The organism is Hydrogenovibrio sp. SC-1 (genome assembly GCF_002848135.1).
Lineage (GTDB): Bacteria > Pseudomonadota > Gammaproteobacteria > Thiomicrospirales > Thiomicrospiraceae > Hydrogenovibrio.
The window spans coordinates 1-12534 of sequence record NZ_PKGB01000005.1 but is presented as its reverse complement, the minus strand read 5'-3'; the positions used below and the strand labels follow the sequence as shown (position 1 = coordinate 12534).

At 44.6% G+C, this 12534-nt stretch carries 12 protein-coding genes; 2 read left to right on the top strand and 10 right to left on the bottom strand.

Going from position 1 to position 12534, the window contains the following annotated elements:
* Positions 1 to 66 precede the first annotated feature (66 nt).
* Positions 67 to 648: a nucleotide exchange factor GrpE gene (grpE, locus tag CYQ88_RS03850; RefSeq protein ID WP_101840033.1), complete on the bottom strand. Its 582-nt coding sequence runs from the start codon at positions 646 to 648 to the stop codon at positions 67 to 69.
* Positions 649 to 798: 150 nt separating this feature from the next.
* Complete coding sequence (hrcA, locus tag CYQ88_RS03845) at positions 799 to 1827, bottom strand: heat-inducible transcriptional repressor HrcA (protein ID WP_101840032.1); 1029 nt, start codon at positions 1825 to 1827, stop codon at positions 799 to 801.
* A 174-nt stretch (positions 1828 to 2001) separates the two neighbouring features.
* Between hrcA and CYQ88_RS03840 the strand changes: the two genes are divergently transcribed.
* Together CYQ88_RS03840 and recN are read left to right on the top strand one after the other, a co-directional pair.
* Positions 2002 to 2877, top strand: a complete 876-nt coding sequence (locus CYQ88_RS03840; RefSeq protein ID WP_101840031.1) for an NAD(+) kinase — start codon at positions 2002 to 2004, stop codon at positions 2875 to 2877.
* Between the two features lie 78 nt (positions 2878 to 2955).
* Positions 2956 to 4617, top strand: a complete 1662-nt coding sequence (gene recN / locus CYQ88_RS03835) for a DNA repair protein RecN (protein ID WP_101840030.1) — start codon at positions 2956 to 2958, stop codon at positions 4615 to 4617.
* 44 nt (positions 4618 to 4661) lie between these two features.
* Here the strand turns inward: recN and CYQ88_RS03830 are convergent, their stop codons facing one another.
* The 8 genes from CYQ88_RS03830 to CYQ88_RS03795 form a co-directional block, all read right to left on the bottom strand.
* A complete protein-coding gene (locus tag CYQ88_RS03830) occupies positions 4662 to 5669 on the bottom strand; it encodes a phospholipase A (protein WP_158236003.1) in 1008 nt (335 codons plus the stop codon).
* Positions 5670 to 5886: 217 nt separating this feature from the next.
* Positions 5887 to 7695 carry an ABC transporter ATP-binding protein gene (locus CYQ88_RS03825; protein WP_101840028.1) on the bottom strand — a complete coding sequence of 603 codons (1809 nt, stop codon included), beginning with the start codon at positions 7693 to 7695 and terminating at the stop codon, positions 5887 to 5889.
* Positions 7692 to 8465 carry a TatD family hydrolase gene (locus CYQ88_RS03820; protein ID WP_101840027.1) on the bottom strand — a complete coding sequence of 258 codons (774 nt, stop codon included), beginning with the start codon at positions 8463 to 8465 and terminating at the stop codon, positions 7692 to 7694. The genes CYQ88_RS03825 and CYQ88_RS03820 overlap by 4 nt, the downstream gene beginning before the upstream one ends.
* Positions 8466 to 8475: 10 nt before the next feature.
* Entirely contained in the window at positions 8476 to 9465 is a 990-nt protein-coding gene (holB, locus tag CYQ88_RS03815) for a DNA polymerase III subunit delta' (protein WP_233188803.1), read from the bottom strand.
* The gene (tmk, locus tag CYQ88_RS03810) at positions 9462 to 10133 is read right to left on the bottom strand and encodes a dTMP kinase (RefSeq protein ID WP_101840026.1); all 672 of its coding nucleotides are present in this window, start codon (positions 10131 to 10133) and stop codon (positions 9462 to 9464) included. Before tmk ends, holB begins: the two co-directional genes overlap by 4 nt.
* 30 nt (positions 10134 to 10163) lie before the next feature.
* Positions 10164 to 11171 (bottom strand): endolytic transglycosylase MltG, encoded by a 1008-nt coding sequence (mltG, locus tag CYQ88_RS03805; RefSeq protein WP_101840025.1) that lies wholly within the window; start codon positions 11169 to 11171, stop codon positions 10164 to 10166.
* A gap of 8 nt (positions 11172 to 11179) precedes the next feature.
* A complete protein-coding gene (gene pabC, locus CYQ88_RS03800) occupies positions 11180 to 11992 on the bottom strand; it encodes an aminodeoxychorismate lyase (RefSeq protein ID WP_101840024.1) in 813 nt (270 codons plus the stop codon).
* On the bottom strand, positions 11989 to 12534 hold a 546-nt coding region (locus tag CYQ88_RS03795), incomplete at its 5' end, for a chorismate-binding protein (RefSeq protein ID WP_199170157.1). The genes pabC and CYQ88_RS03795, both read right to left, overlap by 4 nt.

Genomic DNA, 12534 nt, shown 5'->3' with positions numbered 1-12534 from the left:
ATTCGTTGCCTTCTATATAAGGCGGTCTTGGTCAGATTCAAGTCCTAACCAAAACTTTTTTAATAATTATTGCGCAACAATCACTCGAGCGGGGCGCACAAGGCGTTCATTAAGCAAGTAGCCTTTTTGGAAGACTTCCATAACCATCTGTGAATCATGATCAGGAGAAGGCACCATTGTCATAGCTTCATGCAACTGAGGATCAAATTTTTCACCCTCAGGATTCACTCTTTCGACATTGAATTTCTGCAAGACATCCAAGAATTGCTTAAAGGTGATATCGAGGCCTTCTCGAATACTTTCCGCAGAGGCATCTTCTTTCGCAGCTGCATCCAAGCCCATTTCCATTGAATCTAAAACGGGTAACAGCTCATTAACAAATTTTTCCAAAGCAAATTTATGCGCACTTTCAACATCAATACGGGTACGGCGTTTCAAGTTTTCCATATCCGCCATGGTTCGCAATGCCAACTCTTTTTGCGACTCAGCTTCTTGTTTGGCTTCTGCCAACATGGCTGCTAAATCATGTTCAACGGCATCTTCCGCTTGCTGTGTCTCAGCAGAAATCCCCTCTTCTTGAACGGGGTCTACCACGTCTTGTTCTGGTTTCGCGTTTGATGAGTCTTGTTCTGTCTTGCTTTTAGCCATATTCAGCTTCTCCGGATAATCATTTAAAGTCAGGGGGTATATAGGGACACATTGCTGGCTTTCAAGCAATTCACGTTTTTTTTTAAAAAAAACTGACCAGGCCTGGTCAATTTTGACGTTTTTTCGCTAAAGGCACGCCAAAGTCAGAGGTTATTTATTCAACAAGGAACTGAGAATACGAGCCGTCATATCCACTCTTGGCACAATTTTGTCATAAGCCATTCGACTTGGCCCCACGACGCCGAGCACCCCTAGCACTTGACCTTCTCGTTCATAAGGCGTGGTAATCACACTGCAATTTTGATAACTCTCGTGACCACACTCCTGGCCGATAAAAATTTGCACGCCCTTGGCCTGCATACTCTTATTTAACAGAGCCAATAAATCAGAGTGCTCTTCAAACGAATGAAATAACGCCTTTAACTTTTGTGCATCGGCTAATTCGGCATAATCCAATAAATTACTTTTGCCCGACACAAAATAGGGTTTGGTATTTTGCAGACTTTTATCAATCACGTCATCGGCCGCTTCCACTACGGACAACATCAGTTGATCCATTGATTGACGCAATTGATCCATTCGTTCAACCAACATTTGCTTCACATCTGACAAATGATTTCCGGCAAAATGTTGGTTTAGGTAGTTTGCCGCTTGCAGTAAATGTGATTCTGAAACCGGCTCATCAAACTCGATCACACGATTCTGCACATCTTTATCATTTAAAACCAACACCACCAAAACACGACGCTCGCCAAGCTTCACAAAATCAATGTGGCGTAGTACCTCTTGCTGTTGATTGGGCAGCATGACTAAACTCGCCATCCCCGTTAAGCCAGACAAAATATTCGACGCTGACCCCAATAGTTCTTGCTGAGAATGGGCTTTAGTAAAGCCGCTTTCAATTTGCTGTTGGAGCGACTGCTGTAACGGTTGTACAGTCAAAATGGAATCCACAAATAAGCGAAACCCTGACTCTGTGGGTATCCGGCCTGCAGACGTGTGCGGTGAATGAATCAACCCCAGTCGTTCCAAATCAGCCATCACATTGCGAACCGTTGCTGAACTCACCCCAACATCAGGCAATTTTGCCAATACGGATGACCCGACAGGTTTACCATCATTTAGGTATAATGCCATCAAATGTTTAAACAATAATTGGGATCTTTCGTTTAGATTCATAAAATTGGTTTCAAGTTCTTAGGTTAGTGTGAATGGATATTCGTAGACATCCATCAAAGTTAAATGGTTCGGCAGCTGCAATGTTATATAGCCGAAAGCCCTTTTTTTCAAGACCTAAGCTAAAAATCGTTCGACCCGATTATGACACCCTTTTCTGGCGTAAGGATAAGACACATGTTCGAGAAAATCGGCATTTTTGGAAAATACAATGGCATTCAGTCTTGGGAACTCATTGACAAACTCATTGTCTATTTTCAGAAAAAGCACAAAACCATTATTTTAGATCAGCGCTCTTGTCGTGACTTTCCCATTGAACGTTACGGCATTGAACGCTTAGAGCGTGAGCAACTGCTACCGAAAATTGATCTTGCCATCGTCGTTGGCGGTGACGGCACTTTTTTAGATGTTGCGAGAACGGTGGTCGATTTCAAAATTCCGTTACTCGGCATAAACTTAGGACGTCTCGGTTTTTTAACCGACGTGTCGCCCGATACTATGTTTATTACCTTGGATGAAGTCTTAGATGGCGATTACCAATGTGAACAAAGAATGTTATTGAACGTGAAAGTTCAACTAGAAGGCAAAACCCTATTTAATGAAGTTGCCTTTAATGATGTGGTGCTGCACAAAAACGACTCGCCACGGATGATTGAATTTGAAACCTTCATCGATAAACGATTTTTAAACAGCCAACGCTCAGATGGATTGATTATTGCCACCCCTACTGGATCAACCGCCTATTCTCTTTCCGCAGGTGGACCGATAGTGGATCCAGAACTGAATGCCATGACATTGGTGTCGATCAACCCCCACACCATGAGCACTCGTCCTGTCGTTGTGTCTGGTGACAGTGAAATTTTAATTCGCCCCCACGACAATTGTAGTGGCACTGCCTCAATCATTTGTGATGGTCAATTATCATTTCAAATTGAAGCCAATCATGAAACCACCATTACCCGCCATGCCAACTTTATTAAAATGATTCACCCAAAAAATCACGATCACTTTAAGCTATTGCGTGCCAAATTAAAATGGGGTAAAAAGCTTTAAGCCAATCCAGATTGGCATACAATAATGCACTAAAACCACCAGGCCTGGCCATATTTATTGGGATTTATTGAGAAAACCATGTTACAAGAACTCTCTATTCAAAACCTCGCGTTAATTCAATCGCTACAATTGCAATTTAATAAAGGCTTTACCACCCTCACCGGCGAAACCGGTGCAGGAAAATCCATTTTATTAGATGCGCTGGGCTTGGCATTGGGCGAAAGAGCCGATAGTAGCTTAGTTCGACATGGCACCGATAAAGCGGACGTCACGGCTGATTTTGATATCGCGGAATTGCCAAAAGTACAAGCATGGTTAATCGATAATGAACTAGAAGAAGAGCAAAGCTGTCTATTGCGCCGCACGCTTAGCGCTGAAGGGCGTTCTAAAGCCTATATCAATGGCCGACCTGCCTCGGTAAGCCAGCTTAAACAACTTAGTAGCCTGCTCATCGACATTCACGGACAGCACGAACATCAATCGCTGATGCACGCGACCAAACAACTTGAACTGCTGGATGCCTATGCACAACACCCAACGTTATTAGAAACTACCGCTCAAAATTACCAAGCCTGGCAACAATTAAATCAAACCTTACAAGCACGCTTGGCAGATCAATCGGATCGCCAGAGCCGAATTGAACTGCTCGCATTTCAACAACAAGAGTTTGACCGTATTCAGCCACAAGATGGGGAATTTGAAGCTTTGTCGGAAGAACAAAACACCCTGTCTCATGCCAATGAAATCAAACAAGCGGTTTATAGCGCTTATGAACACCTTGAAGGGGACAATGGTATTGTTGAACAACTGAGTCAAACCATGTCTGAGCTGAGTAAAGCCAGTGAATACAGCCCACAATTAGCAGAGGCATTACAACAGCTAGAATCTATCCAAATCGATGCCCAAGCGGTTGCCGATGATATTCAACGCCAAAATAATCAAGTGACTTTAGACCCTGACAGGCTGCAACAGGTCGATGACCGCCTCGCTGAACTATTCGGACTGGCCAAAAAGTACCTATTAGATCCAGAAGAATTAACCCAAAAACATCAAGAAATCCGTACTGAGTTAGCCTCGTTAAATAATGAAGACGCTTCGCTAGAACAACTCCAACTGGAAATTGACCAGGCTTGGCAAGCATTTATTGACAGTGCGCAAACACTCAGTCAATCCCGTCAAGCTGCCGCACAAAAACTCAGCGACACCGTTACCCAAGCCATGCAAACCCTGGGCATGCCGCATGGCCAATTTGACATTAGCCTGAGCGAAGCGACCAAAGCATCGCGACTAGGGCAAGACCAAGTGCAATTTAATGTCACCGCCAATAAAGGCCAACCACTGCAACCCTTATCTAAAGTCGCATCGGGCGGCGAATTGTCTCGCATCAGCCTGGCTATTCAAGTGGCCAGTGCCGAGGTGGCCAGTTTGCCATCAATGATTTTTGATGAAGTCGATGTCGGTATCGGTGGCGGCATTGCCGAAGTGGTGGGTCAAAAAATGCAACAACTGGGGCAACATCGTCAAATCTTTTCCATTACCCATCTGGCACAAGTGGCCGCTTATGGCGACCAACATCTCAGTATTCGCAAGCAAACGCTTAAAGATCAAACGCTCACCGAAGTCACCGAACTGTCAGCCAATGAAAGAGTTCAAGAATTAGCGCGCATGCTTGGCGGCGTCACCATTACCGACTCAACCTTACAACATGCTCAAGAAATGCTCGACACCGCACAAAAGTAGCTCCCCCCTATTAAAAGGGATGCCAAAAACACCAGGCCTGGCGTTTAAAGAAGATTGCCTAATTGAACGCCAATGCTCAAGGTGTTATTCAGGTAGTTATAGTCGATCAGACTTTCACCATAACCATAAAACCATTGCGCATAAAAATTAAGATTACGATGAACCGGGAAGCTATATCCGAGCTCTATCGCCCCTTTGTTACGTTTCTCATTAAAATTATTGCGTAACATGACTCTGTAATGATGATCTGAATATTTTGTCGCATATAAAAACTCTGAGCGCCCAAGATAGTAACTAATGTCGGCATTATCATCGCTGGAGGCCGACTCGGGAATTCTTATCCACGGTTTAATGACAAATGCCGAATTCCCTTGCTCAAACACAAATCGTAAAAACCCTCGATTCCATGAACGTGACAAACTTCCCGGTTTTCCGTTTGACTGATGTATTAACCCAACGTCTATCAAACGATTTTTCCATCCCAAGAAATTCCATTGATTATCAAAACTGATCCAACCTTCTGGTTGATGATTGGTTTCTCTAAAAGGTGAGGAAATATGGTGGTTATAAGCTTGCCAAAAAGAACGATTGGTATAGCCCACAAACCAATGGTCGCCTACGCCAATAAAGTTATCTGAAATTGGCACTTTGACACTGAATTGAAATTTGATCTCGAGTGGGTCAAACCGTTCATCTTTTAAAAACTGATCCGAAAAAGGCTGATCATTGACCCCAGAAAAATGAAAGGAATCCAATAACACATAATTAGGTAGATAGGTTTGTAAAGAAAATTGATCGTTTTTATTAAATCGCTGAGATTGCAAACGTTGTTCGACGGCTGAAGGTTCAGTAGGTTTGTTATCCTTAACCAAGCATTGCTTTCGAATGTCTGCCAAAGGCGTCTCTGGCGGCAGTGATAATATCCCGTTTCGCAAACAGTTTGAATCATAGGCAGGCATGAATGATTCTGTTTCTGTATCCGTCTCGGCCAAAGCCAATGGCATGATTAAAACCAACCCAATCAAATAGCTGATTTTCAGTCGGTTATTCATCGGTCCCATCCGCATAAAAACGAGATAAGTTTAAAGCATTTTGAAATTCGGTATTAGCTTGGTAAGCCAACCCATTTAGATACGTCAAACTTTCCATCATTACATCCATTTCATTTCTCAACCCCTTGCGGGGCTTTATTGGTTCATACCTAAATTTAGAATGAATAATAACCTGTACAGCGAACTGCCTTTCAAAAGGCTAAGCCAATGACAAGTATTAACGATAGAGGCGTTGGTAGGTTCCGCCTGAAGTGACAAGGTCTTCGTGACTACCGGATTCGATAATATGACCATCTTCAAAAACCAAAATACGATCCGCTTGTTTAATCGAACTGAGTCGGTGAGCAACAATTAGTGTTGTTCTACCTTTTAAAAACGGTGCCAGATCCACATAGAGTTTGCGTTCGGTTTCCATATCCAAAGCCGAGGTGGCTTCGTCCATAATCACCACTTTTGGATCTTGTAAAATCATTCGTGCAATGGCTAGTCGTTGACGCTGCCCGCCAGACAGTTTGACGCCATTACGTCCAACCATGGTTTCTAGCTGCTGATCCATATCGGCCACCACATCATCCAATTGCGCCATTTTCAGAGCATCCCACAAGGCTTGTTCCGGTAAGTCTTGTCCCAGGGTTAAATTGAATCGCACCGTTTGTTGAAACAGCATCGGTTGTTGTAAAACGGTTGCGACATTTTGCCGTACTTGCTGTTGACCAATTTCCTCAATGGGGATGCCGTTATAGTAAACCTGACCCGAATCCGCTTCATAGAAGCCCAGTAAGATTTGCACGAGCGTGGTTTTCCCGCCTCCACTGGCACCGACAAATGCCAATTTTTCTCCAGGTTGGATTTCAAAACTGAGATTGTGCAATACGGGTTTTTCGTGACTGGGGTAATGAAAGAAGATATCCTTGACCGAAACGGCAACCGGAGCCTGTTCAAATGGTTTTTTGAGCGCAGGGTAACGAGGTTCTTGATGTAAGTCCAACACTTGATTAATACGTTGCAAAGCGCCTGAACCAGCACTATAGGCATATTGAATGGCCAAAATTTCTTGAACCGGCCCCATCATAAACCAAAGATACCCAAATACCGCCATCATCTCCCCAATCGACAAATTGGAAAAGACCACCATAAAGAAACTGACACCGCGAAATAAATCAAACCCAACCAAAAATATTAAAAACGACACGCGACTGGCGGCTTCCGATTTCCAGGTAAAGGCTTCTGAACGGGTTTTAATTTCTTCAGCACTGCCCCGAATACGCTCGAAAAAAGCTTTGTCTTGATTGGCGGCGCGGACTTGTTGCAATGCATCTAGAGTTTCTGCAAGGGCCTGTTGAAAAGCCGCAACGGCGGTGTTTTCATCTTTTTTTAAGGTTTTGACTTTTCGACCCATGCGCATCGTGAAATAAACGACTAGCGGATTCAACAACAAAATAAACAAGGCCAACTGCCAATGTAACCAAAGTAAAACGACCGTAACGCCAATAAGTGAAAACACCGCAAGAATGACTTTACCAACCGTGGTGCCTAAAAAGGTATCTAAGGTATTAACATCACTCACCATCGTTGATGTCACACTGCCACTGCCCAAGGTTTCATATTGGCTCATTGAGACACCTTGGATTCTAGCCAATAAATCAGTGCGGATACGGTAGGTAACCGCTTTAGAAATAATCGTGAACTGTTGTACTTGCCAAACCCCTAATGCAACGCCGATAACTCGCAAAAAGATGGTAATCACGGTTACCAAAACGATATAACCCACGGCGGTTTGCCAGCTTTCAGGTATCCACTGATTCAAAGTACCAACAATCCATGCGGGTTGATTCAGCAATACTTCATCGACTAAAAGCGGTAGTAATAATGGCAGTGGCACAGTCGCAATCATGGCAAACAGTGCGATGATATGCGCTTTTATCAGTTGCGGCTTATGCTGGATGACCAATTCAAAAATGCGCTGCCAGCTATACGGTGGTTGCGCCGTAGAATGCGTTTTCGCTTCTGAGGGACTGGAATTCATAAACGGAATAACCGCTCAAAATTTTCAGTGGTCGCTTGGGCAACTGTGTCAATACTCAGATCTCGTAATCGAGCAATTTCTTCAACCACATAACGGGTATAAGCAGGCTGATTAGGTTTGCCGCGATAAGGGACTGGAGCAAGATAGGGTGCATCGGTTTCCACTAGGATTCGATCGAGTGGTACCGCCGCTGCTACGGTTTTCAGTTCTTTAGCATTTTTAAAGGTCACAATCCCTGAAAAGGAAATATAAAATCCTAGTGCCATTGCCGCTTCAGCAGTGGCTAAGTCTTCAACAAAACAATGCATAATACCGCCCACTTGATCCGCACCTTCCTCTTTTAGAATACGTAGACAATCAGGCGTTGAATTTCGTGTGTGGATGACCATCGGTTTTTTGAGTTTGACTGCCAATCGAATCATTTGACGAAAACGCGCTTGCTGCCAATGCATATCCTCTTTTTCAATATCAAAGTGATAGTAATCCAAGCCAATTTCACCAATCGCTAACACTTTAGGATGACTGGCGGCAGCAATCAGCTCTTCATCGGTCACCACCACGTTCGATGGTTCACAGGGATGCACCCCTATTGCTGCGTAAACGCCCTCATACTGGTCAGCCAAGTCAAGAACCTCTTGCCATTGCTCAGGCCCGATGGCAATACACATCATTCGGCCTACGCCATTGTCTGTCGCCGTTTGAATGACGTCTTCAACATTCCCCAGTTGCTCTGGCAATATATTTAAGTGACAGTGCGAATCAACTATCATGCTCTCTCCTTTAAATTTGGTCGCCTCTAATCATGGGTGTTTGTAATGCCGGGTTCGGTTGATAGTCAGCCTGCTGACATTGTAACCACTCTAAGCAAACACTTTCTAACAACAAGTCTTTATTGACATTTTGTTGCCACAGTTGGCGTGCTTGCAGTACCGACTTTTGAAACACAAGCCAATTTGGATCATAAGGCAATTTTTCGCCATAAACAGCAGCACGGATATAATTCACCGTCCACAAATAAAAATAATCAAACACGATTTCTGGTGCTGACCACTTTTTCCATTTATCAACTAATTGAGAAATGGATGTCCGCTGCTGTTGTAAACTTTTGATATCCGTTTGCCAGGTTGCTTCCAAATCAAATGCTTTGGCTTCAATCCAGTCCTTTGCCGAGATGGGCAAGCCCCAGTTAAGCTTTAATGCTTTTTTAAGCAAGCGATCATCTGCCTGCGGCAATTGTTGATGCAGCCAAGTCATGACGGCATCCAATGGCGGAACGGCAAAACGCAGTTGTCGACATCGACTGATTAGGGTTGCTGGAAGTTGATGCCATTGATGCGTGGTCAAAATCATCACTGTTTTGGTTGGCGGTTCTTCCAACGTTTTCAGCAATGCATTAAAGGCAGAACGATTTAAATGTTCGACTTGCTCAATCAATACCACCTTATAACCGCCCTGATGCGAGGTGCGATACACCTGTTCATTTAACGCACGGACTTGATCAACACTGATTTCTTTTTTGTCTTCCAATAATGCCAATCGCAAAAAATCAGGGTGGGTTTGCTGGCCGAACTGATGACACTGGGCACAATTTTGACAGGCATCCACCCCATCGGATTGACACAAAACCCCTTGTGCCATTGCCATCGCAAAAGCAGAGATTCCAATACCATCGGGACCAGAGAGCAAGTAGGCCTGTCCCAAAAAGCGGCCTTGTGCTAACCAGTCTTGCCAAAGATTGGCTTGCCATGGATAAAGACTGTTCTGCATCATTGGTTTGAGATACCATCGAACAACTGAGTTAATCGAGACTGAATTTGGCTTTGCACATTCGTTAATGGCTGAGCTGCATCCAACACTTGATAGCGTTCCGGAGCTTGCTGAGCACGATGCAAATAGGCATGCCGAACCTTTTCAAAAAAATCTGACTTTTCTTTTTCAAAACGATCAATCGCTTGCCCAGTCAAATTAGAACGAGCGGCTACTCGACGCATCCCTTCTTCAATCGGTAGATCAAACACAAACGTCATCGCTGGCACAAACCCTTGCTGAACCCAATTCTCTAATTGTGCAATTCGCTGATAATCCATACCTCTCGCGCCCCCTTGATAAGCATAAGAGGCATCGGTGAAACGGTCTGAAACCACCCATTTTCCGTCGGCCAATGCCGGTAAAATGGTTTGTTGTATATGCTGATTACGGGCAGCGAACATCAACAGCAATTCCGTTTCTGCTGTCATTTCATCGTAGGTTGGATCCAACAGTATTTGCCTGACCGCTTCACTGATAGGGGTGCCGCCTGGCTCTCGGGTCACGACCACCTCTATCCCCTTGTCTTCTAGCCATTGCTGGATATAAACGAGATTGGTGGATTTTCCACCGCCTTCCGTTCCTTCAAGGGTAATAAATTGACCAGGCCTGGGCTGATGTGAGTATGTCATAACAATCCGTCTTGAATAATGAAGCCAAAATCAATGGCGTTTTAAAATATACTTTTGCACCGCTTTGTTATGCGCTTCCAAGGTTTTGGAAAAAACATGCTGTCCGCCTCCAGAAGCCACGAAGTACAGTGCATCGGTCGTTGCTGGATTGAGGACTGCCTGAATAGCATCTTCACTGGCAAGGGCAATTGGTGTTGGCGGCAATCCCGAAATACGATAGGTATTGTAAGCGGTTTTGGTTAATAAATCCTTCTTGCGAATATTACCATCATAAGCGTCGCCCATGCCATAGATAGTGGTTGGATCTGATTGAAGACGCATGCCTTTACGAAGACGATTAATAAATACTCCCGCAATCATCGGTCTCTCTGGCGCATAACCCGTTTCCTTCTCGACGATGGAGGCCAGAATTAACGCTTCATAAGGGGTTTTTAACGGTAAATTAGGCGCCCGCTTTTCCCAAGCTTGCTGTAACACCGCATTTAACGATTGATGAGAACGCCGAAGGATCGATAAGGCGGTTTCGTTGGCAGAGTAAAAGTAGGTTTCCGGTAATAATTGTCCTTCCAAAGGCTCTGACAAACCTAATGCTTGCTGAACAGATTCCGATGACGTTAAATCGACCTCAAAGCGCATTTTGCTGGAACCTGCCAAACGAGCTAAGGCCTGTTGAACCGTTTCGCCTGCAATAAAGGTCACAGGGTAAGTGACCGTTTTGCCTTGCACGAGCGCATCAATCAACTCGTCTAACTGCCATTGAGGCTGGATTTCAATTTCGCCCGCCTTAATGGATTCGGCTTGTCCTTGCCATTTCAACATCAAAACCAACCAATTTGGGTGGCGAACCAAGTTTTCTTCATAAAGGCGATAAGCGACTTTTTTTGCCGTACTGCCTGGTGCAATGGATACCACCTTAGGGGCTGACAAAGTTGAAATAGGTTGGGTTAAAAACTGTTTAAAACTCCAGCCCTCAACACTCAACCAAATCACAAACAAACTGACAGCAACGGTTAATATAAAGGTTTTGGTTTTTTGCATGCGACTTCCTATACTGATGTCAAATTTTGCGACTGCCACTCTTGCCAGGCCTGGGCAATTTGGTGGGTTTTGTTCGTACGATAGCTCTGTTGCTGAAATTGGGTGACCGGCATAACGCCTCTCACGGCATTACAACAAAAGAGTTCTTCTGCCTGATAAACATCATCCAACGTAACGGGACGAATTTGCCATTGCCACTGAGCCTTTTTCAATGCGCTTGGTAAGCGAGACAAACAGGTTCCCATAACGCCACTATGACCAAGCTCTGGGGTAATCAATTGATTAGCTTTAACCAAAACAAGATTGGCTTGGGTGGCTGAAATCACGTCATCTTGCTGACCCAACATCAAAGCGTCATCATAGGTCGAGCCAATCAATGCCTCTCTGGCCATCACATTCTCTAAACGATTACAATGCTTCAACCCTGCTAATAAAGGCTGCTGGGCGCACCGAATCTCTGAAAGAGTCATTTTAACGGGAAAAAGTGGCCAGGCCTGGGCATTTTTAATCCAATTTGGGAACGCCAGCTTTTGAACATAAATAACCGGCTTCGACTTAGGCAAAGGTTGATAGCCAATCCCCCCTTGCCCTCGGCTAACCAATATTTTCACCACCGCATAGTCTTCATCTACATCCGTCAGCTCAGCTGCCACCCGACTCAATATTTCCGTCTCTGAGAGTGCAGGAAATTTTAACCTTTGCGCGCTCAATTGCAGGCGCTGCCAATGCGCCGACCAATTCGCTAATTGGCCCGACAGCACCAATACCGTGGTAAAGAACCCATCACCATATAACAAACCCCGATCAAGTTGCTGACTCATAACCCAGATTGACCTAACAACAGCGCATTTAACATGCCTTTGGCTTTATGTGCAGATTCTTGAAGTTCCCTCTCAGGCTCTGAATCAGCCACAATACCCGCGCCAGCTCGAAAAGAAACCCTATTCTCCTGCTGAAGTAAGGTGCGAATCAGAATATTAAAATCCATCGAACCATCACGATTAATATACCCCATAGACCCAGTATAAGCACGGCGTGGCATCTGCTCTAATTCTGCAATAATTTCCATACAACGTACCTTCGGGCAACCGGTAATGGTTCCACCGGGAAAGGTCGCATGAATCACTTCTAGCGGGGTTAGTCCAGGATTGAGTCGCCCTCGAACATTGGACACGATATGATGCACATGTTGATAACTTTCTACCACCATCAGTTCATTGACGTTAACCGTACCCGGCTGACAAATACGCCCCAGGTCATTACGCTCTAAATCGATCAACATGATATGTTCGGCAATTTCCTTAGGATGGGAAATCAATTCTGCAATGAGGGCTTGATCTTGCGCCTGCTCGATACTCCGTTT

Coding starts and splice junctions, on each gene's coding strand:
- tmk (WP_101840026.1), bottom strand. CDS start 10,133: ATGACATACTCACATCAGCCCAGGCCTGGTCAATTTATTACCCTTGAA.
- CYQ88_RS03830 (WP_158236003.1), bottom strand. CDS start 5,669: ATGAATAACCGACTGAAAATCAGCTATTTGATTGGGTTGGTTTTAATC.
- recN (WP_101840030.1), top strand. CDS start 2,956: ATGTTACAAGAACTCTCTATTCAAAACCTCGCGTTAATTCAATCGCTA.
- hrcA (WP_101840032.1), bottom strand. CDS start 1,827: ATGAATCTAAACGAAAGATCCCAATTATTGTTTAAACATTTGATGGCA.
- holB (WP_233188803.1), bottom strand. CDS start 9,465: ATGATGCAGAACAGTCTTTATCCATGGCAAGCCAATCTTTGGCAAGAC.
- CYQ88_RS03825 (WP_101840028.1), bottom strand. CDS start 7,695: ATGAATTCCAGTCCCTCAGAAGCGAAAACGCATTCTACGGCGCAACCA.
- pabC (WP_101840024.1), bottom strand. CDS start 11,992: ATGAGTCAGCAACTTGATCGGGGTTTGTTATATGGTGATGGGTTCTTT.
- CYQ88_RS03840 (WP_101840031.1), top strand. CDS start 2,002: ATGTTCGAGAAAATCGGCATTTTTGGAAAATACAATGGCATTCAGTCT.
- grpE (WP_101840033.1), bottom strand. CDS start 648: ATGGCTAAAAGCAAGACAGAACAAGACTCATCAAACGCGAAACCAGAA.
- CYQ88_RS03820 (WP_101840027.1), bottom strand. CDS start 8,465: ATGATAGTTGATTCGCACTGTCACTTAAATATATTGCCAGAGCAACTG.
- mltG (WP_101840025.1), bottom strand. CDS start 11,171: ATGCAAAAAACCAAAACCTTTATATTAACCGTTGCTGTCAGTTTGTTT.